Source organism: Streptomyces sp. NPDC021562 (assembly GCF_040640875.1).
Lineage (GTDB): Bacteria > Actinomycetota > Actinomycetes > Streptomycetales > Streptomycetaceae > Streptomyces.
In genome coordinates, this window is record NZ_JBFACN010000013.1 from 243091 (window position 1) to 262874 (window position 19784).

21 protein-coding genes are annotated in these 19784 nt (G+C 72.2%); 6 read left to right on the forward strand and 15 right to left on the reverse strand.

Translation table 11 applies throughout. The annotated features are described in order from the left end of the window. Positions 1–34: 34 nt before the first annotated feature. The 6 genes from AB0G52_RS22195 to AB0G52_RS22220 form a co-directional block, all read right to left on the reverse strand. Complete coding sequence (locus AB0G52_RS22195) at positions 35–712, reverse strand: response regulator transcription factor (protein ID WP_361338064.1); 678 nt, start codon at positions 710–712, stop codon at positions 35–37. Beyond that, positions 709–1926 carry a sensor histidine kinase gene (locus AB0G52_RS22200; RefSeq protein WP_361338066.1) on the reverse strand — a complete coding sequence of 406 codons (1218 nt, stop codon included), beginning with the start codon at positions 1924–1926 and terminating at the stop codon, positions 709–711. The genes AB0G52_RS22195 and AB0G52_RS22200 overlap by 4 nt, the downstream gene beginning before the upstream one ends. A 53-nt stretch (positions 1927–1979) precedes the next feature. Further along, complete coding sequence (locus AB0G52_RS22205; protein ID WP_361338068.1) at positions 1980–4199, reverse strand: MMPL family transporter; 2220 nt, start codon at positions 4197–4199, stop codon at positions 1980–1982. A gap of 181 nt (positions 4200–4380) precedes the next feature. After that, the gene (locus tag AB0G52_RS22210; RefSeq protein WP_165939281.1) at positions 4381–5244 is read right to left on the reverse strand and encodes a hypothetical protein; all 864 of its coding nucleotides are present in this window, start codon (positions 5242–5244) and stop codon (positions 4381–4383) included. 186 nt (positions 5245–5430) lie between these two features. Continuing rightward, positions 5431–6498, reverse strand: a complete 1068-nt coding sequence (locus AB0G52_RS22215) for a LacI family DNA-binding transcriptional regulator (protein WP_132887591.1) — start codon at positions 6496–6498, stop codon at positions 5431–5433. Positions 6499–6631: 133 nt separating this feature from the next. Next, the gene (locus tag AB0G52_RS22220; protein WP_361338071.1) at positions 6632–7435 is read right to left on the reverse strand and encodes a methyltransferase domain-containing protein; all 804 of its coding nucleotides are present in this window, start codon (positions 7433–7435) and stop codon (positions 6632–6634) included. 342 nt (positions 7436–7777) lie between these two features. Here AB0G52_RS22220 and AB0G52_RS22225 point away from each other — a divergent pair, with 342 nt between their 5' ends. Then, complete coding sequence (locus AB0G52_RS22225; RefSeq protein ID WP_361338073.1) at positions 7778–8740, forward strand: NAD(P)-dependent oxidoreductase; 963 nt, start codon at positions 7778–7780, stop codon at positions 8738–8740. Here the strand turns inward: AB0G52_RS22225 and AB0G52_RS22230 are convergent. The 5 genes from AB0G52_RS22230 to AB0G52_RS22250 all read right to left on the reverse strand — a co-directional run bounded on the left by AB0G52_RS22230 (position 8728) and on the right by AB0G52_RS22250 (position 13100). Further along, positions 8728–9501 carry a polysaccharide deacetylase family protein gene (locus AB0G52_RS22230; RefSeq protein WP_132887593.1) on the reverse strand — a complete coding sequence of 258 codons (774 nt, stop codon included), beginning with the start codon at positions 9499–9501 and terminating at the stop codon, positions 8728–8730. The two genes, AB0G52_RS22225 and AB0G52_RS22230, sit on opposite strands and share 13 nt — an antisense overlap. A gap of 29 nt (positions 9502–9530) precedes the next feature. Beyond that, positions 9531–10697, reverse strand: coding sequence for an acyltransferase (locus tag AB0G52_RS22235; RefSeq protein WP_132887594.1), 1167 nt, complete (start codon positions 10695–10697; stop codon positions 9531–9533). Positions 10698–10774: 77 nt separating this feature from the next. Then, positions 10775–11731: a transporter gene (locus AB0G52_RS22240; RefSeq protein ID WP_132887595.1), complete on the reverse strand. Its 957-nt coding sequence runs from the start codon at positions 11729–11731 to the stop codon at positions 10775–10777. After that, positions 11728–12645, reverse strand: a complete 918-nt coding sequence (locus AB0G52_RS22245) for an ABC transporter ATP-binding protein (RefSeq protein ID WP_132887596.1) — start codon at positions 12643–12645, stop codon at positions 11728–11730. Before AB0G52_RS22245 ends, AB0G52_RS22240 begins: the two co-directional genes overlap by 4 nt. Continuing rightward, positions 12642–13100: a GntR family transcriptional regulator gene (locus AB0G52_RS22250; protein WP_132887597.1), complete on the reverse strand. Its 459-nt coding sequence runs from the start codon at positions 13098–13100 to the stop codon at positions 12642–12644. Before AB0G52_RS22250 ends, AB0G52_RS22245 begins: the two co-directional genes overlap by 4 nt. A 104-nt stretch (positions 13101–13204) precedes the next feature. On the opposite strand from AB0G52_RS22250, the gene AB0G52_RS22255 reads away from it, so the two are divergent. Then, positions 13205–13666, forward strand: a complete 462-nt coding sequence (locus AB0G52_RS22255; protein ID WP_132887598.1) for an RpiB/LacA/LacB family sugar-phosphate isomerase — start codon at positions 13205–13207, stop codon at positions 13664–13666. 9 nt (positions 13667–13675) lie between these two features. On the opposite strand, the gene AB0G52_RS22260 is transcribed toward AB0G52_RS22255, so the two are convergent. Then, positions 13676–14044, reverse strand: a complete 369-nt coding sequence (locus tag AB0G52_RS22260; RefSeq protein WP_207921651.1) for a DUF6479 family protein — start codon at positions 14042–14044, stop codon at positions 13676–13678. A gap of 152 nt (positions 14045–14196) precedes the next feature. Between AB0G52_RS22260 and AB0G52_RS22265 the strand changes: the two genes are divergently transcribed. Both AB0G52_RS22265 and AB0G52_RS22270 read left to right on the forward strand, forming a co-directional pair. After that, positions 14197–14571, forward strand: coding sequence for a four-helix bundle copper-binding protein (locus tag AB0G52_RS22265; protein ID WP_132887599.1), 375 nt, complete (start codon positions 14197–14199; stop codon positions 14569–14571). 101 nt (positions 14572–14672) lie between these two features. Continuing rightward, positions 14673–15851 carry an acyl-CoA dehydrogenase family protein gene (locus AB0G52_RS22270; protein ID WP_132887600.1) on the forward strand — a complete coding sequence of 393 codons (1179 nt, stop codon included), beginning with the start codon at positions 14673–14675 and terminating at the stop codon, positions 15849–15851. A 129-nt stretch (positions 15852–15980) separates the two neighbouring features. On the opposite strand, the gene AB0G52_RS22275 is transcribed toward AB0G52_RS22270, so the two are convergent. The 3 genes from AB0G52_RS22275 to AB0G52_RS22285 form a co-directional block, all read right to left on the reverse strand. Further along, a complete protein-coding gene (locus AB0G52_RS22275) occupies positions 15981–16436 on the reverse strand; it encodes a hypothetical protein (protein ID WP_132887601.1) in 456 nt (151 codons plus the stop codon). After that, a complete protein-coding gene (locus AB0G52_RS22280) occupies positions 16433–17344 on the reverse strand; it encodes a metallophosphoesterase (protein WP_361338078.1) in 912 nt (303 codons plus the stop codon). The genes AB0G52_RS22275 and AB0G52_RS22280 overlap by 4 nt, the downstream gene beginning before the upstream one ends. A gap of 86 nt (positions 17345–17430) precedes the next feature. Beyond that, a complete protein-coding gene (locus AB0G52_RS22285; protein ID WP_361338080.1) occupies positions 17431–17727 on the reverse strand; it encodes a plastocyanin/azurin family copper-binding protein in 297 nt (98 codons plus the stop codon). 544 nt (positions 17728–18271) lie between these two features. Between AB0G52_RS22285 and AB0G52_RS22290 the strand changes: the two genes are divergently transcribed. Together AB0G52_RS22290 and AB0G52_RS22295 are read left to right on the forward strand one after the other, a co-directional pair. Further along, positions 18272–18874, forward strand: coding sequence for a sigma-70 family RNA polymerase sigma factor (locus AB0G52_RS22290; protein WP_361338082.1), 603 nt, complete (start codon positions 18272–18274; stop codon positions 18872–18874). 25 nt (positions 18875–18899) lie between these two features. Further along, positions 18900–19691: a zf-HC2 domain-containing protein gene (locus AB0G52_RS22295; protein ID WP_132887605.1), complete on the forward strand. Its 792-nt coding sequence runs from the start codon at positions 18900–18902 to the stop codon at positions 19689–19691. Positions 19692–19784 lie beyond the last annotated feature (93 nt).

A 19784-nucleotide genomic window follows, 5' to 3' on the forward strand; every position in this document is an offset into this window, starting at 1 on the left:
TTTCCTCACGACCGCGCAGGAGTGACCGGGCTGCTCAGGCCTGGCTCTCCCCGGCGCGGACCAGGCCGGTCTCGTAGGCGATGACGACGAGTTGGGCGCGGTCGCGGGCGCCGAGTTTGGCCATGGCCCGGTTGGCGTGGGTCTTGACGGTCACCGGCGCGACGAACAGGCGTTCGGCGATCTGGTCGTTGGACAGGCCCGTGGCCACCAGCGTCATGACCTCGCGTTCCCGGGGCGTGAGGGCGGCGAGCCGGTTCGGGTCGGCGAGGGCCCCGGGGGAGGGCTGGGAGAGGAACTTGGCGATCAGCCCTCTGGTCGCCGCCGGAGAGAGCAGGGCCTCACCGGCCACGACGAGGCGGACGGCGTCGAGGAGCTGGGCCGGCTCGACGCCCTTGCCGAGGAAGCCGCTCGCCCCGGCCCGCAGCGCCTGCACGACGAACTCGTCCACCTCGAAGGTGGTGAGGACGAGCACCTTCACCCCGGCCAGGTCCTCGTCCTGGCCGATGCGCCGGGTGGCCTCGATGCCGTCGACCTCGGGCATCCGGATGTCCATCACCACCACGTCGGCCCGCTCGGACCGGGCCAGCTCCACCGCCTCGCGTCCGTTCGACGCCTCCGCGACGACCTCCATGTCCGGCTGCGCGTCGATGAGCAGCCGGAAGGTGCCGCGCAGCAGCGCCTGGTCGTCGGCGAGCAGGACGCGGATGGTCATCGGGGGCCTTTCGGGACGAGCGGCTCCGACCGGTGGTCGGAGACGAGGGTGAGGGGGAGTTCCGCATGGACCCGGAAGCCGCCCTCGGGCCGGGGCCCGGTGGTGACGCTGCCGCCGATGGCGGCGGCCCGTTCGTGCATGCCCATCAGGCCGTGCCCGGTGCCCGGCCCCTTGGCCCGGCCGGGGCGCCCGTCGTCAGTGACGGTGACGCGCAGGGTGTCGGCCCCGTAGTCCAGGGCCACCAGCGCCTGCGCGGCCCCGGCGTGCTTGTGGGTGTTGGTGAGGGCTTCCTGGACGATCCGGTAGGCCGTCAGTTCGGTGGTCGGCGCCACCGGCCTGGGCAGCCCGGTCCGTTCGATCCGCACCGGCATGCCGCCTGCCCGAAGACCGCCGACGAGGGTGTCGAGGTCGTCGAGGCCGGGGAGCGGGACCCGGGAGTCGGGCGCGTCGTCGGGCTGGCGCAGCAGTCCGACGGTGGCCCGCAGCTCGTCGAGTGCGCTGCGGCTGTTGTCCTTGATGTGGGCGAGCGCCTGGTAGGCCCGGTCGGGATCGGTGCGCATCAGATGGTGCGCCACCCCCGCCTGGGCGTTGACCAGGGTGATGTGGTGGGCGACCACGTCATGGAGCTCACGGGCGATGCGGACGCGCTCGTCGGTGACCCGACGGCGGGCTTCCGCCTCCCGGGTGCGTTCGGCGCGTTCCGCCCGCGCCTCGGCCTCGGCGAGCCGCAGACGGCGACTGCGGACGGCGTCGCCGAGCGCGGTGGCCGCGACGGCGAGATCGAACCGGAGCAGACTGTCCCCGGCGAGCGGCGACACGGACCGGCCGAGCGCGTAGACCACCGTGATCACGAGGGAAGCGGTCAGGCCGGCGGCCCAGGCGGCACGCCGGCCGGTTCTGGTGGCGAAGGTGTACAGGGCCACCAGACTCGCCGCCGGGGCCATGGAGAAGTCCGGGACCAGGACCAGGTGCGTGAGGTCGACGGCCAGGGTGACAAGGACGACCGGCAGCGGCCACCGACTGCGGACGACCAGCGGCAGACAGGCCAGAGCCGTCCAGGCCACCAGACCTGCCCGGGGCGTGTGCCAGCCGGAACCGCCGTCCCCGGCGGCGCTCGCCGCCGCGGCGACGAGCACGACCAGGACGGCCGGGAGCGCGTCCCGCGCGCGTTCATGACGGGCGAACCACTGCCGACACACGTCTTGCACCTGCATCCCTTCACTATGCGGCACGGCCCCGGCGGGGCCGTGCCGCCGGTGGGCCGACGTCAGCGCGGCAGACCCGCGGTCTGCGGCTCCCGTCCCGGCCCGGGACGGGACGCAGGCTCCTCGGACGGCCCTTCCACCGAGAACCGGGGCAGCGCGCGGTCCAGGCGGCGGGGCAGCCACCAGTTGGCGCGTCCGCACAGGTGCATGAGCGCCGGCACGACGACCATCCGGATCAGCAGCGCGTCGAGGGCGACCGCCACCGCGAGGCTCACGCCGAACTCGGAGATCACCCGCAGGCCGCCGAAGACGAAGGAGCCGAAGACGCAGAACATGATGGTGGCGGCGACCGCGATCACCTGGCCCGTCTCGGCCTGGCCGACCCGCACCGCCCGGTGACTGTCCCCGGTGTGGGCCCACTCCTCGCGCATCCGGCTGACCAGGAAGACCTGGTAGTCCATGGAGAGGCCGAACATGATCCCGACGACCAGGATGGGTACGAACGACTCGATCGGTCCGGCGGCACCGAGTCCGAGGAGCGAGGCACCGAAGCCGTACTGGAAGACGACGACGATCGCGCCGAAGGCCACCCCGATGCTCAGGATGTTCAGTACGGCGCCCACGGCGGGGATGAGCAGGCTGCGGAAGGCGACGGTCAGCAGCAGGAAGCCGAGCGCGGCGATGACCAGCACGAACAGGGGGAGTTTGGCTGTCAGTACGGAGGCGAAGTCGTCGTTGCTCGCGGTGACACCGCCCACGTAGACCTTCATCGACGTGCCCTGTTCCGCGCGCGGGACGACCTCGGCGCGCAGGTGGTCGATCAGGTCGGAGGTGGCCGCCGACTGCGGGGAGGTCGTCGGGACGACGGAGATCGCCCCGACCGTCTGGCCCTCCCGCATGGGCGCCGCGTTCGCACTGGCGACGCCGTCCACCTGCCGAAGGGTGGTGACCAGCTTCGCCGCGGCCGCCCTGTCGGCGGCGGCGGGTGCCTGGACGGCGAGAACGAGCGGGCCGTTGACGCCGGGCCCGAACCCGTGCGCGATCATGTCGTACGCTTGGCGGTTGGTGGATGACGCGGGCAGGTTGCCGTCGTCGGCCGCACCGAGGCGGAGGCTGAGCGTCGGCAGGGCGAGCGCCGTCACCACGACGAGGCCGAGCAGACCCAGGGTCTTCGGGCGGGCCTGCACATGTCCGGCCCACCGCGACCAGGGGCCCGCCTCGATCGTGCTCCGCGGACCCACGTCGGCCAGGGCGCGGCGCTCCCGGCGGCTGAGGACCCGGGAGCCGATCAGACCGAGCAGCGCCGGCAGCAGGGTGACGGCGGCCAGCACGGTCAGGACGACGGTGACGGCCGCGCCGACGGCCATGCCGTCGAGGATGCCGACGTTCAGGGTGAGCATGCCGAGCAGGGCGATGACGACGGTCAGTCCGGCGAAGATCACCGCACGGCCGGAGGTGTTGAGGGATTTGGCGATTGATTCGGCGATGCCGGTGCCTCCAAGGAGGTTGGTGCGATGCCGATTGACGATGAGCAGGGCGTAGTCGATGCCCACGCCCAGTCCGATCAGTGAGCCGAGGGTCAGCGTGGTGCTGGAGAGCGTGACGACATGGCTGAGCAGCATCACCGCGACCGCGGAGGTGCCGACACCGACGACCGCCGTGACGATGGGCAGCACCGCCACCCACACCGCCCGGAACACGAACAGCAGCACGGCGAAGGCGAGCGCGATCCCCATGGCGTCGGCGGCCGCGTTCGGCGCGGGGCTGACCGAGAACGCCTGCCCGTTCAGGGCGATGTGCAGCCGCGCCGTTCCGGGGCCGGTGGCGAGTTGCCTCACGCGGTCGATCTGGGAGTCGCCGACGTCCTGGTCGAAGGTGACGGTGGCGAAGGCCGTGGTGCGGTCCGCGCTGATCTGGCGCGCGCCGTCCGGGGAGTAGGGGCTGGACACCGAGGCCACGCCCGGCGCGGCTGCCACGCGCTCGACGGCGTCGGTCATCGCTCGTTCGGCGGCGGCGTCGGTGACCTTGCCCTGCCGCGTCTGCCAGACGATCCGGCCGCTCTTGCCGGCCGCGCTGTTCGACGCCTTCTGGAGCAGAGCCGCCGCCCTGGCCGAGTCGGTGTTCTGTGACGTGCTGCTGTTGCCGAAGGCGCTGCCGGCCATGCCGACCCCGAGGCCGAGGGCGAACAGCAGGCCCACCCAGGCCAGGACGACGGCGAGCCGGTGCCGGTGGCACCAGCGGGCGAGAGGGGACATCGACGGGGCCTTTCCGAGGAGCTTCACGGGCCGGGCGTCCCGGCACCCCTCCACGCTCCCAATCCCCGGAACTCTCGTCGTCGGCCGACCGCAGACACTTGCGCCTACTGCGCTCGCAGCAGACCGACACGGGGAACGTGTCGGCCCGCGAGAGGGGCGCCCGCCAGGCGCCGGCGACGCCCTTCCCGCCTCCCCGGCGGCCTTCTCGTCAGCCGACGCAGAGGACGAGCAGGCAGAGCTGTGAGGATGAGGTCGCGGCCGGGGCGGGGTTCGCCGGCGACGCCGGTGTGCTGCCGGCGGCGGGCGCGGCCGGGGTCGAGGTGGCCGCCGGCGCCGAGGAAGCGGCGGAGGAGCCGGACGTGGACGTGCCGGACGCGGTGGACGTGCCCGATGTGCCGGACGTGGTGGCGGACTGCGCCTGTGCGGCGGACGCCGTCGTGGGCCGCGCTGAGACGGCGCTGTCCTGACGGTGTGCTCCCGCGGCCCGCGGCACGCCCGTGGTCTGCTCCCGCGGTGTGTTCGCCGTGACCGGACGGGCGTCCGTCGTGCGGTCCGGGGCACGGTGCCTGCCGGTCGGGGCCGGTGTCGCGGCGGGGGGCTCGGTGGGCTCGGCGGCCTGGCCGTCCACGGCTCCCATGGGCGAGTTGTCGGGGGCGGTGGCCGCCTGCGCGCGGCTCGTGGTGTGCCCGTTCATGGAGGCGACCGTGAGACCGCCGCCGACCAGGGCGACCGCGGTGGCCACCACGGCCCGGCGCTGGTTCTTCTTCCAGCGGGCCCGCTGACGGCGCCGCGCCGCCCGGCCGAGCGACGCGTTCGCAGCGGAGGAGGCGGCGTCCGGACCGTCGTACGGTTCCTCCGTCGTCTCGCCGGTCGTCCTCTCGGTCGTCTCCTCGACGTGCGTGTCCTCGCTGTCGTGCCAGGTGTCCTCGGCACGCGACTGCCAGGCCGCCGTACCGGCGGCCACCGGAGCCGCCGCGGTGCCGCGGGGAGCGATGTCCGGGGCGTACGCGCCGCATCCGGGGCACACCAGGGCGCCGTTGAGGTGCCGACGGCACAAGGTGCAGTAGTCCATCCGCGGTCTTCCTGACTCGACTGCGCCGACGGCGTGTGGGCCGTGGCCTGGTCTCGTTCGCACGTGGGATCGAACGGCCAGAACGCTAGCGAGCCTTTGGCCAGGCAGTGTGCAGCCTGTGTGGTGCTTCTGCGCAGATGCCGTCCGGACTGTGCGGACACAGACGTTTCGCGGCCTGCCGGGAGCTCAGTTCGAGGGGACGGCGGCGTCGTCCGGCGGTGGCGCGGTCGAGGCGCGGACCACTAGCTCGACCGGTGGCCCGCTCGCCGGCAGGGGGTCCGCCGCCGGGTTCTCGATGGCGTGCACCAGACGTTTCAGGCCTTCCTGCGCCACCGCGTCGAAGGGCTGACGCACCGTGGTGAGCGGGGGAGTCACATAGGCGGCGACCGGGATGTCGTCGAAGCCGACCACGCTGACGTCCTCCGGCACCCGCCGCCCCGCCTCCGCCAGGGCCCGGATCAGGCCGATCGCCATGTCGTCGTTGGCGGCGAAGACAGCGGTGACGGTGTCGTCCGCGGCGAGCGTCCGGCCCGCCGCGTACCCGGACGCGGCCGACCAGTCGCCCGTGACGACCGGGGGCACGGTCCTGCCCTGTGCGGTCAGGGCGGCCCGCCACCCCTCCAGCCGGTACCGCGCCGCGTACCAGCGCCGCGGACCGGCGAGGTGGTGGACCGTCAGGTGCCCCAGGGACAGCAGGTGTTCGGTGGCCGTGCGGGCCATCAGGTCGGCGCCGTCGCCCGCGGTCAGCACGGTGGGCGCGGTGACCGGCGGCGGCGCGCCGATCACGAGCACCGGGACGTCGACCCGCAGCGAGGTGTCCTCGCCGTCCCGCCGCTCGTCGATGGGTTCGGAGATGACGATGCCGTCCACGCCCTGGTCCAGAAGCGAGTCCACGGCGCCGGAGAGGCCCGCCGGGTCGCCCTCCACCGTGTTGACCACGCGCAGCGCGTAGCCGGTGTCGCGGACGACCCGCTCGACGCCCATGAGCAGCGAGGCGGGTCCGAACAGGGCGGTGCCGAGCGTCACCACGCCGATGGAGCGGGTGCGTCCGGACGCCAGTGCCCGGGCGGCGTTGTTGCGCCGGTAGCCGAGTTGTCCGGCGGCGTGGAGAACACGACGGCGTACGTCGTCGGAGACGTACGGCTCGTCGTTGAAGACCCGGGACACGGTCTTCTGCGAGACACCGGCGAGCCGGGCCACGTCGACACTGCGCGGAGCGGCACCGCCCCTGCCGCGTCCCGTCTCTGGTGGCATGACTTCTCCCGGTGGGCGCTCGGTCGACGGCAATCATGTCACAGGCGGCCACCCACTGACTGCGCTGTCATGCAGCCGTCCGCGGGAACGGCGGCGATGGCGCCCGCCCTGCGGCGGCCTGGTACGCCCCGCGTCACGACAGGGGTGAGCGCTTCCAGCCCCAGGCGGTGAGCATGCCTGCGGAGAGCGCGGCGCACTCGTCGGAGGCCAGGTAGCGGATCGCCGTGTCGACGGCCGCGTCGTCCACCAGGCCGGTGGCCACCATCGCCGACCGGCTCCGCTCCCAGGTGTCCGCCCAGAAGCGGCTGAGGGGACTGCCCGGCAGCAGCGGCGGCACGTGCAGTTCGGCGGCGACCGGCAGCAGCCCGGCCCCGCGCAGCAGCCGTGGGTACGACGGCACCCACGAGACGTCGGTGCCGATGGTCGCCCGCAGCCCCTGCCACATCGCCCGCATCGCGACGGTGTACGTCGTGTCCGGCGTCCGGTCGTTCGTCACGTCGACGGCGTCGCTGAGCACCAGTACGCCGCCGGGCTCGACCAGTTCGGCCAGCGTCGTGACCAGACGTTCGTGCTCGCCCAGGTGCATCAGGACGAACCTGGCGTGCACCAGCCGGAACCGGCCGCGAACGGCGTGTGCGGCGGTGATGTCGGTCTCCAGCACGTCGAGCCCGGGCCGCTCGGGAAGGAACCGCACGTCGCGGTCGACGGCGAGCACGCTCTCCACCCCGGCCTCGTCGAGCAGCCGGCGGGCGACCGTGCCGGTGCCGGCGCCCACGTCGAGGCAGCGCCACCCGGGGCCGGCCCCGAGCGCTCGCAGCCGTGCCATGGTGATGTCGTCGTAGGCGAGGGCCCCGAAGTCGATGCGCTCGCCCTCACCCGCCTGCTCGGGCCGGAAGACCGCCTCGCCGTAGCGTCCGCCGCCCGGGCCGCCGGTCATGCCGCCGCCGGCGTGACACGGAGGGAGTGGGGGAGGGGGAGGAGCGGGTCGTCGAAGCGTTGCATGGCCGGACCTCTTCACACGGTGGGGCGGTGCCGGGCGGCCCGTCCCGGGACCGCCGCCGTTCCCTGGATCCTGCACCGCCAGCCTCCCAGCCGCCTCAGGCGCGCCGCACCTGAGCCGAACGGGGCAACGGTCGAGGGACGAGGCGACCGCGGCGTGGGGAGCCGTGGCCGTGTGTGGCGGTGGGCGGGGTGGGGCCGTCGTTCTCGCGCCGTACAGTGCGGAGGGTTCCCGTACCGCGTGTCCGCATCTTTCGCCGAGAGAGCAGGAGTCACGACGATGACGCACGTCGCCGACAGCCCCGACGCCCCGATGTACGGCTTCGTCGGGCTCGGGGTGATGGGGCAGCCCATGGCGCTCAACCTCGCCCGGGCCGGAACCCCGCTCGTCGTCTGGAACCGGACGCCGGAACGGGCGGAGCCGCTGCGGGCGGCCGGGGCGCTGGTCGCGGCGAGCGTCGAGGAGGTCTTCGCCCGGGCGCATGCCGTGATCGTCATGCTCCTCGACGAGGCGGTGACGGACACGGTTCTGGGCCGGGGCGGACCGGGGTTCGGGAAACTCGTCGCCGACCGGGTCGTGGTGTCGACGGGATCGACGTCCCCCGAGTACGCGCGCGGCCTCGCCGCCGACGTCCGGGCCGCGGGCGGCCGGTTCGTCGAGGCGCCGGTGTCCGGATCGCGCAAGCCCGCCGAGGCGGGCGAACTGGTCGCGATGCTCGGCGGCGACCCGGACACCGTGGCGCAGGTGCGGCCGCTGCTCGCGCCGATGTGCCGGGAGGTCGTCCACTGCGGCCCGGCCGGCTCCGGGGTGCTGATGAAACTGGCCGTCAACCTGTACCTGACCACGACGATCGCGGCGCTGGCGGAGTCCGTGCACTTCGCCCAGCGGCAGGGCCTGGACCTGGAGACCTTCCGGTCCGTGGTCGACTCAGGCCAGCTGGGCAGCGGGGTGACCCGGGTCAAGGTGCCGATGCTCGCCGCCCACGACTTCACCGTGCAGGCGGCCACCGCCGACGCCCACGCCAGCACCCGGCTCATCGCCGACGCCGCCCGTGCGGCCGGCCTCGCCACGCCGCTGCTCGACCTGAGCAGCGACCTGTACGGCGAGAGCGTACGGCTGGGCAACGGCCGCCTCGACATGTCCTCGGTGCTCACCGCGATCGAGGCCCGCACGGACGCCGAGGCGGCGCGGTCGGCCGACGGGACGGGCCGAGCACCGGCCCGTCCTCCTCAGGGCCGGTAGACCATGCCCGGCTGCGGCTCGGCGGGGGCCAGCAGCTGTGACACCGTGACGATGGTGTAGCCGCGTGCTTCGAGCGCCTCGATGATCCCCGGGACGGCGGGCACGGTCCCCTTGTGCAGGTCGTGCAGCAGGATGATGCCGTCGCGGTGGGTCTGGTCCAGCACCCTTCTGGTGATCAGGGCCGAGTCGGTCGTCTCGTAGTCCTTGGCCGTGACGCTCCACAGCACCTGCGCCAGTCCCAGCTCCCGGCAGACCTTCGCCACCTTGCGGTTGGTGCGGCCCTGCGGGGGACGCATGAGCACGGGCCTGGTGCCGGTGATCCGCTGGATGGCGTCCTGGGTGCGGGTCAGCTCCCGGCGGGCGTCGGCCTCGGTGATCTCCGTGAGCCTCGGATGGGTCCAGGTGTGGTTGCCGATCTCGTGCCCCTCGGCCGCCATCCGGCGCAGGATGCCCGGGTACTTCGCGATGTGGCCCCTGCCCTGCACGAAGAACGTCGCGTGCAGGTGGTCCTTTGCGAGGATGTCCAGCAGCCCCGGGGTAGTCGGGCTGGGACCGCCGTCGAAGCTGAGGGCCACGCACTTCGCCTTGCGGCAGTCGACGGCGCCCCGCACCGTTCCCCTCGCCTTGTCGCGGGCGGCGCGCGGTGAGGTGTGGTCGTAGGTCGTGACCGTGAGGGCCAGGGTCAGCGCGACGGCCAGGGCGGTGGCCACCGCCGTCACGGCGGCGACGATCATGCGTCTCTTGCGGGTGGTGACGGGCATGGGAACCTTTCTCGCGGTGAGTTGCGGCGTTACCGGGCGCGGGTCAGGACCGGCTGCGCGCCCAGGTCCCGTACCCGTGCGTCGAGCGTCAGACGATGCCTCAGCAGGCGCCCGAGCGGGCGCTCCACCACGGTGTGGACGAGCAGGGACAGCCCCAGCACGCACACGACCGACACCGCCATCGAAGGCAGCGGCCCCAGCTTCGGAAAAGCCCGGATCAGGCCTTTGGCCAAGGGAATTCCGATGCTCTGGTGGACGAGGTAGAAGGGGTAGGTGAGTCCGCCCGCGGTGACCAGCGGACGCCATCGCAGTCTCGCCAGGGGGCCTTGGACACCGGCCAGTGCCAGCAGCCCGAGGCAGACCGTGAGCACGGCCGCGCACACGGCCCAGGAGGGGCGGCTCTCACCCGCGGGCACGGTGGCGTGGTCGGCCACCCGGATGTCGAGCACGGTGAGTTCGTAGGCCCAGGCGAAGCCCAGCAGCAGCCAGAGCAGGAGGCTCTGCCCGAACCTGTGCATGAGGTACAGCACGATTCCGGCGACGAACAGGCCGGTGTAGCGGGGCAGGACGAATTCGTCGAGCAGCGGTGAGTGCAGTTCGAGAGCGACGACACCGGCCATGAGCCAGGCCGCGCAGCAGGCCACCACCCGCCGGTACGAGAGCCCGAAGACGAGCAGCACGGCCATCAGCAGGTAGAAGCGGGCCTCCACCCACAGCGTCCAGCTGACCCCGTCGACCAGGTCGAGCCCCAGGGGCCCCGGAGCCATCGTCAGGTTTCCGACGACGGTGCGGGGGTCGACCCGGGTGGCGGCGGGCCAGTGACCCAGCCGTGAGACGAGGACGAGCCCGACGACGAGGAGCACCGCGCACCAGTAGGCCGGGAAGAGCCGTGCCACGCGGGAGACGGCGAACTGTCCCGGAGTCCGTCCCCAGCAGCTCATGCAGATGACGAACCCGCTGATGGCGAAGAAGAACTCGACCCCGAGCCAGCCGTAGCGGCTGATCTCGTGCAGGAACGGAGCGAGGTCACGGAGTTCGGTGCGTCCCCAGAAGCGCGGTGTGGGCGTTCCGAGGAAGTGGTACGCGGCCACCATGAGGGCCGCGACCAGGCGGAGCCCGTCCACCGCGGCCAGCCGGGCCGGCCCGTTCGGCCGCGGTTCGGCGGACGGTCCTCCGGCGGGTATGTCGGACGGCATGGCGAAGCGACCTCCGTGCGCAAGGTGACCCCCGTCGGGGGGAAGTGAAGGGAAGAAGCGGCCGGCCGGCGCCGCGGTCAGACGCGGCGGCGCAGGAGCAGCACGGTGGCGACCGTGAGCAGCACGGCCAGGCCGCCCAGGACGGCGGTGTCGGTCCACTGGAACGCCCAGTAGTCACCGGCCGGATTGGCCTCGTAGAAGCGGGCGACGTACCCGTGCGCGGCCATGCACTCCCTGAGCTGGGAGCCCGACGGATAGGGGCAGTTCAGCACGTCGTCGTGGCGGCCGGAGGCGGTGATCAGGCCGTAGGTGCCGGTCGACCACTTCTCGCCCATCGGCGCCTTGGGGACGCTGCCGGTGCTGACGTAGGTGTGCGGCGGGACCAGCAGCCGGGTCCGGTGCGTCCACTCCAGCAGGAGCGTCGTCGCGCCCGTCACCAGCAGGGTCAGGCCCATCGCCGCCAGTACCCGGCGGGCCAGCAGGCCGAGCAGGGTGCCGGCCGCCAGGCCGAACAGGGCGGCCGCCACGACGCGGGGGCCCGAACCGCTCAGGGCCGTGTCGTCGTACCAGAACAGTCCGTAGCTCCGGTCGGCGGCCGGCCGCCACCACCAGGCGAACACCCCCGCCAGCAGGCCGGACAGGGCCGTCGTGGTCACCGCGGCCAGCGTGAACCGGGAGGTGAACCACTGGCCCCGGCTCACGCCCTGGGCGAGGATCATGCGGTGGGTGCCGAGTTCCCGGTCGCGGCCCAGCAAGGGGGCGCCCCAGAAGACGCCGATGACGACGGGCAGCGCGATGTTCAGCGCCCCGAGGTACTGCAGCGGCTCGATGTCCAGCAGCAGGGGCAGGCCGGTGCCGGAGCGGGTGCAGTACAGCGGCCCGGTGGGGCAGTGGTCGAACAGGCCGCTGTGCAGGGCGTCCAGCATGCCCGAGCGGTAGTACGAGGCGATCGCCGCGGCGACCACCAGCGCTGCCGCGCCGATGCCGGCCGGCACGCGGTGCTGGCGCCATGCGAGCCAGAGGGAGCCCTTCACGCGGCCGCCCCCGTCCGTGCGGCGGAAGCGGCGGCGGGGAACCCCGGTGCGCCGGACCGGAGGTAGCCGACCAGGACGTCCGCCAGAGCGGGGCGTGCGACGTGCCAGTCACCGTGCACCGGTCCGTGCTGCCGTATCAGGGTGGTCAGTTGTCTGCCGGCGGTACGGCTGTGCACGACGGTGTGCTGTGCGGCCAGGGCGTCGGCCTGGCCGGCGGGCCCGGTCAGCACGGCGTGGCTGTGGCGCAGCGCGTCGGCGTCCTCGCACACCCCGACGCGACCGTCCCGCAGGACCAGGACCCAGTCGCAGGTCTCCTCCAGTTCCGGCAGGACGTGCGAGGACAGCACGATGTCCGTGGCGTGCTCGGCGGCCTCGACCATCAGCTCGGCCATGATCTCGCCGCGTGCCACCGGGTCGAGGTCGGCCAACGGCTCGTCGAGAAGCAGGAGCCGGGGCCGTTTGCCCAGGGCCAGGGCGAGCGCGACGCGCGTGCGACGGCCGGGGGACAGTTCGCCGACCCGGGCGCGGAACGGGATGCCGCCCTCGCGGACGATCCGCTCGGCGGTTGCCCGGTCCCACGTGGAGTTCAGCTTCTCGCCCATCAGCAGGGTGTCCGCCACGGTGAGGCGCGGGTAGAGCGGCTTGTCCTGGGTGAGCAGCGCGACCCGGGCGCGGGACTCGGCCGTACCGGGAACGGTGCCCATGACACGGAGTTCCCCGGCGCCGGGGCGCAGCAGGCCGCCGGCCAGGTGCAGCAGGGTGCTCTTGCCGGCGCCGTTGCGTCCGACGAGTGCGGTGACCCGGCCGCGGGGCACCGTGAACTCGCAGTCCCGCAGGGCCCATTCGCCCCGTCTGCGGTACCGCAGCCCCAGTCCCGTGGCGCACAGCGCGGCCGATGCGTCAGGCCCGGTCATGCGTCCTCCTTCTCCTGCCGGCCCCGGTGGTCCGGGGCCGTGCCGTCGTGCTGGTCGTCGTAGGCGTCCAGGGCGGCCGTGACCAGGGCGAGGACATCGGCCCGCTCCAGCCCCGCCGCCCGGGCGCGGGTCACCCAAGCGGTGGCCTCGCGGCGCAGCGGCGAGTCGTCCGCCGCGTCGGGCCGGGCGAGTGACCGCGTCACGAAGGTCCCGAGACCGCGGCGCAGTTCGACCAGACCGGCCTGCTCCAGGTCGCGGTAGGCGCGCAGCACGGTGTTGGGGTTGATGGCGGTGGCCGCCACCACCTCCTTGGCCGTGGGCAGCTTGTCGCCGACCCGCAGGGTGCCCATCCTGAGCGCCCGTTCGGTCTGCTCGACGATCTGCACGTAGGCCGGTACACCGCTGCCACGGTCGATCCGGTAGTCGATCAACGTCGCCTTCCTCGGTTCCACCATGCTTGTGCTAATTAATTAATGGAAGCATGGTGGAGGCGGGGCGGCGCTGTCAAACCCCGAGGGGAGGGTGAAGTTCCCGGGGCCGGCGCGTAACGTGCGGGGGTGTGAAGATCTCGGTCTCCTCGGACATGGACGAACCCGTCGCCCGCCTCCTCGTCGAGGAGGTGCGCCGCCGCGGCCACCAGGTGCGCGTGTACGGCGTGCTCGACCCGGAGGCCGATCCCCGCTGGGCGGTCTGCTCGGAGGCCGCCGCCCGCGACGTGGCCACCGGCGCCGCGGACCAGGCGGTCGTCTGCTGCTGGACCGGCACCGGTGCCTCGATCGCCGCGAACAAGGTCCCGGGGGTGCGCGCGGCCCTGTGCGCCGACGCCTACACCGCCGACGGCGCCCGGCGCTGGAACGACGCCAACGTGCTCGCCCTGAGCCTGCGACTGACCTCGCAGCCGGTGCTCAAGGAGATCCTCGACGCCTGGTTCGCGGCCGTGCCGAGCCAGGACGCCGAGGACCTCGGGAACGTGGCCCACGTCGGACGTCTCGACGCGGGCCGGGGGACCGTGGGGGAGTAGCGGGCCGGGTCAGTGGGCGCCGAGTCCGCCGCCGCCGAACGAGCCGCTGGAGCCCTTGCTCCAGCGTGGGCGGTCCTTCGACGTGCTCGGCCTGGTCTGCTGGTTGCCCAGTTCGTACGGGGTGAGCGGGCGGCCGCCCTTGGGGACCTGCGGGATCTCCTCCGACTCGCGGTTCTCCAGGACCTCGCGCACCGGGCCCTCCGGTGGCAGCTTCGGCTGTTCCTCGGGGCGCGGCCGGTCCGACTCGTGGTACTTGACCCGGTTGCCCAGCCAGAAGCCGCCGGCCAGCATCGCCAGCACGGCCACGGCCACCAGGAAGAGCGCGAGACTCATCAGGCCGCTGGGAGCGGCCAGCTGCTGCATCGATACCGTACTCATAGCAAGGGGATACCCACCCAGAATGGTGCGAACCGGGCGTGATGCGTGACTGATCGTACGCGGTCCGCGACGCCGTGGCGGGCTCCCGGCCCGGCCGGAACCGCCGGGCGCCGGGGTGTTTGCCGCACCGCCCGCCCGGCTACCCGGCCCGGGTGACACAGCAGACTTCCCAGCAGGACCTGTACCGGTTCCTGGAGGACCGGTTCGCGTGCGCGCAGGCCTGCGCGGAGTGCGCCCGGGCGTGCGCGCTGCGTGCCGGCGTGCTCGACCCGGGTGGGGCCGCCCAGGCGGAACAGGTGCGCCGCAAGGGCATCATGTGCGCCGAGGTGTGCGACGCGACCTGCCGGGCGCTGACCGAGGAGACCGGCAGGGACGAGACCGGCCTGCGCGTCCAGCTCGAATGGTGCCGGGCGGTCTGCCTCGAGTGCGCCCAGGCCTTCGACACCCAGCCCGGGGCCGAGAAGAGTGCGGAAGCCTGCCGGGCGTGCGCCAGAGCGTGCACCGACTTCATCACGGTGCTCGGCTGACCGTCGCCGGGTGAGAGACGGCCGCACCGCCATTCCCTATTTCTGGAACACGTTCTACGGTGTGCGCCGTCAGGACCGCCCGTCGGGAGCCTGGAGGCGCCGTGCACCTCGACCACACGCCCGAGCAGCAGCGGCTGCGCACCGAACTGCGCGCCTACTTCGCCGGCCTGGTGCCGGACAACGCGTACGCCCGCTACGCCGACCCGGCCGCGCAGAAACGCTTCTACCGCGAGACCCTGCGGCGGCTCGGCGCGGACGGCTGGCTCGGCGTGGGGTGGCCCGAGGAGTACGGGGGGCGCGGGCTGACCGCGATGGAACAGTTCATCTTCTTCGACGAGGCCGCCCAGGCGGGCGTCCCGCTCCCCCTGATGGCGCTCAACACCGTCGGCCCGACGATCATGCAGTTCGGCACCGAGGAGCAGAAGTCGTACTTCCTGCCCCGCATCCTCTCCGGTGAGATCGACTTCGCCATCGGCTACAGCGAGCCCGACGCCGGCACCGACCTCGCGGCCCTGAGGACGAGGGCCGTCCGGGACGGCGACGAGTACGTCGTCGACGGCCAGAAGATCTGGACCACCAACGGCGACACCGCCGACTGGGTCTGGCTCGCCACCCGCACCGACCCCGAGGCCCCGCCCCACAAGGGCATCACCATGCTCCTGGTGCCGACCACCGACCCCGGCTACTCCTGCACCCTCATCAACACCCTCGCCTCCCACGACACCACCGCCAGCTACTACGAGAGCATCCGCGTCCCCGTCTCCCGCCGGGTCGGCGAGGAGAACCAGGGCTGGCGACTGATCACCAACCAGCTCAACCACGAGCGCGTCACCCTCGCCGCACACGGCACCATGGCCATCCGTGCCCTGCGCGACGTGCAGCGCTGGGCCACGGAGACCAAGCTCGCCGACGGCCGCCGGGTCGTCGACCTGCCCTGGGTGCGCCGCCGCCTCGCGCAGACCCACACCCGCCTCGACGCCATGAAGCTCCTCAACTGGCAGATGGTCAGCGCCGTCCAGGACGGCACCCTCACCCCGCAGGACGCCTCCGCGGTCAAGGTCTACGGCTCCGAGGCCCGCCGTGACGCCTACGCCTGGCTCATGGAGATCGCCGGTGCGGCGGGCCCGCTGAAGGAGGGCTCCGCCGGCGCGGTCCTCCACGGCGACCTGGAACGCGGCTACCGCTCGGCGGTCATCTTCACCTTCGGCGGCGGCAACAACGAGATCCAGCGCGAGATCATCTCCTGGATCGGACTGGGGATGCCCCGGGTTCGGCGGTAGCTTGCGGTCGCAGGCTGTTCGCCGACCTTGCTGGACGTACTGCGTGTTCAACGGCCTCGGTGAGTGCGCCGAGGCCGTTGAGTTCGCCGAACGATTTGCGGTCCCGACGTGACCCGTCGTGGTGGTGGTTCAGTTGGGTGGTGTACGGGTGAGGAATCGGTTCCGGATCGGTGTACTGACGGTCGGTCGGGCAGCGCGGCGTTGTCTGGTCGCGCTCACTTGCCAGATGGCGAGGAGCAGCAGCGTGCCGGTTTCGGCGAGGAGGCTGAGGACGGCTTGTGGTGCCGGTTGCAGACCGCGCTCGGTGAACCCGAACACGCCAACGGTGCGCGAAGCGGTGAAGCCGCCGAGGGCGCCGAGTGCGACGCCTGCCTCGGAGATCCTCAGCAGCGGGGGTGGTGTCCCGATCAGCAGCAGGACAGCGAGGGCGAAGGACGCGCTGGCCTGGAGCAGGAACAGGGGGCCAATGATGTGGATGAAGCGGTATCCGTCGACGTAGAGCTGGGCGTGGACGTATCCGCCCACGGCCAGGGTTGCGGCGGTCGCCGCCCGCAGGGTGGGGACGAGGCATCCTTGGGTGTTCATGCCAGCCTCTGGTCCTTGATGGCCAGTTCGCGGTCGCCTTGGCGGTAGCCGACGCTGCGGATGCCGAGTGCGTCCTTGAGCTGCCGGGCAGGGACGACCTGGGGCGTGGGGGCGGGGGCGCGGCCCGGTCTGGGCAGCGGGTAGGCGGTGGTGGTGGCGGAGTGGAAGGTGATGTTGCCCTCTGTCTTGGTGAACAGTTGGTGGACGTGCCCGTTGAGACAGGTGACGGAGGAGAAGCGGCGCAGGAGGGCGATGACTTTGAGAGCGTCGTCGGTGCTCCAGCCCCACTTCGGGTACATGGCGAACAGCGGGATGTGGCTGAAGACCACGACGGGGGTGTCCGACGGCAGTCCCGCCAGGTCTTTGCGTACGAAGTCGATCTGCGCGTTGCCGAGGTGCCCGAGTTTCTCCAGGCTCAGGGTGTTGACCAGGGCGATGAAGTGCACGCCGTGGGTGTCGAAGCTGTACCAGCCGTCGCCGAGCGTGCCCATGCCGAAGGTCCGCCGGTAGGCGCGGCCCGCATCACCGATGGAGTCGTGTTCGCCCGGTACGGTGAAGACTCGGTCCGTCTGCATTCCGGTCATCATCTGCTTGACCTGGTCGAACTGCCCGGCCGTGGACAGGTGGGTCAGGTCGCCGCTGTGCATGACGAAGTCCGGCCTGAATCCGAGTGAGTTGACCTGGTTGATCGCTTCGTTGAATGAGCCGGCCACGTCCATGTTCGCCGGGCCCTGGAACCCGATATGGCTGTCGGAGACCTGCACGAACCGCAGCGCGCCGCTTCCCGGGGCGACGGCCCCGGCGGCAGCCACGGCGTTGGCGTCCCGGGAGTCCGCGATATGACTGATCACCTCTCCGCCGGCCACGGTCAGCACCACCGCGCCGCCGAACCAGCCAGCGTGACGCATGAGTTGACGCCGTGTCATACCGTGCTCGGTTCGAGGCCGGCCGGCGTCGTAGGCCGGTGCTCCGTCGTGACGGTCGTAGTAGTCGGTCATCGGGTCACCTCAACGGTGGCGGTCATGAACGGATGGATGGTGCAGAGGTAGGCGTAGGTGCCGGGCTTGGTGAACGTGTAGCTGTAGGTGGCGTGGGTGGCCAGGGCGGCCGAGTGCAGGGGGCCGCCCGATCCGGCGCTGGTGACGGTGTGGGCGTCGGTGTCCTGGTTCGTCCACGTCACCTTCGTGCCCGCCTTGACCTTCAGCTTGGCCGGGGAGAACGCGAAGTTTTTGATCGCGACGGCATTCCCGGTGACCGGCGCGGCCGCCGCGTCCGTGCTCGAGCTGCTCATGGGCATGCTCATGCTGGGCATCGGGGAGGCGCCGGGAGCGGAGCCCGCCGTTTTCCCCGACCCCGTGGCACCGGGCATCCCGGGGGTCTGGTGCTGATCCGGACCGGGCGTGACGGCGCCGGCCCCGGAGGACGAGGGGTGCGGCGACGGGCCGCATGAGCTGAGGAGCCCCAGCGTGCCCGCGGTGGCGATGGTGGCGACGGCCAGCCCGGCCGCAGCACGGGATCGCCGAGTTGGTGGGCGAAGGTTCACGTGCATGGTGTGCGTTCCTCACTGATCAGACGGAGACGGGAACTGCGCCGGCTCGGCCGCCGATCACTGTGCGTAGCGCCATCGGCGTGGTGTGTGCTGGACGCCGGTCGGGGCTGCAGAGCGTGTGTGGCGCCTGGTGCATTTCGGTCACCCCAGTTCCAAGCCGGTTCCTGTTCGCCTCCACGGACGGCATGGCTCCTGCGGTTCGATGGATACGCACCTTTTGTGGGACTTCATGGGATCGCTGCAGCTCGTACGGGACAAAGCGGCGCATATGCCTGATGATCGTGTTATGCCCTGGAGTTCCCGAAAACGTGGCCCAAGGACCGATCCGGATCGCTCCGCGCGCCGTGTCTCTGGTAGAGGGACCCTTTCGACCGCGGATGAGGAACTGCTGCGCACGCTGTACGCGGAGCACTCAGGAGCCCTGTTCCACTACGTGCTGCGACTGACCTCAGGAGACTGGCAATGGGCAGAGGACGTGGTACAGGAGACACTGCTGCGGGCGTGGCAGCATCCCGCCGCGTTCGACCCCGCACGCGGCCCGGCCCGGGCTTGGCTGTGTACGGTCGCTCGACACCTGGTCATCGACGCCCACCGAGCCCGGCAGTCCAGGCCGGCCGAGGCCGGCGGCGATGTGCTGGAGCGCGCCGCCGAGCAGAAGCCGGGCAAGGACGAGATCGAGCAGGCACTGCAGAGCTGGGCGGTGGCCGAAGCCGTCCGGTCACTGTCCCCGGACCACCGCGCAGTCCTGCTGGAGACCTACTACCGGGGCCGGACCATGGCGGAGGCCGCACAGGTGCTGGGCATCCCGCTGGGCACAGTGAAGTCGCGGACGTACTACGCCCTGCACGCCCTGCGGCTGGCGCTGCAGGAACGGGGGATCGAGCCATGACCGTGGCGGGCAGGAGGCGGCGACCATGAGTGCGGAGCACGACGCCCTCCGGCTGGCGTTGGGAGGTTACGTCCTGGGCACGCTGCCCTCGGCGGAAGCGGAACAGGTGCGCGCCCACCTCGCGGCATGCAACGAATGCCGGGCCGAACACGCCCAGCTGGCGGGGTTGCCTGCGCTGCTGGCGACGGTGACCGAAGCCGAGGCCTCGGGCCGTACGGTGCCGGCGGCCGAAACGGACCTGACCGACCGACTGGTGGTACGGGCAGCCGAAAGCGCGCAGGGCTCCCCGCTCCCCGAACGCCCCGCCGCGCCCGCGATGTCGAAGATCCCGGAGGGGAGTGCGCTGGAGAGGCTTCTCCAGCAGGCTGCGGCCAGGCGCCGCAGGTCTTGGCGTCTGCAACTGGCCGGCGCCGCAGTCTCGCTGACGTTCATCGCGGCAGCGGCCGGTGGCACATGGCTGGCGGCCATCGGATCCGTGGGCAGCCAGGCGAGGCCGCCCGGGCCGACCGCGCCGACCGTCTGGCGCACCTTCTCCGGGAGCGATCCCACCACCGGCGTCACCGCCTCGGTGAAGGTCTCGCCCTCCGCCTGGGGCAGTGTTCTGCAGATCTCCGCAGGAGGGGCACCCGCCGGAATCACCTGTCGGCTGCAGGCGGTCGGGCCCGGCGGGGCCAGGGCGGACGGCGCTACCTGGCGGGCGGGCGAGTACCCTCCCAGCACCACGATCCCAGGAGCGGTCGCCATGGCTCCGGGAGCCATCGAGCACTTCGAGATCCTCGCGGGCAACGGCCAGAAGCTGGTCACCATGCGAGCGTGAGGCCAGACCACGGCGGTCATGGGACAGGGCGGCCCGGAGCCCCCTGCGCGATGGGGACAACTCCGGCCGCGGGGGGTGTGGGGCAGCCGCCCG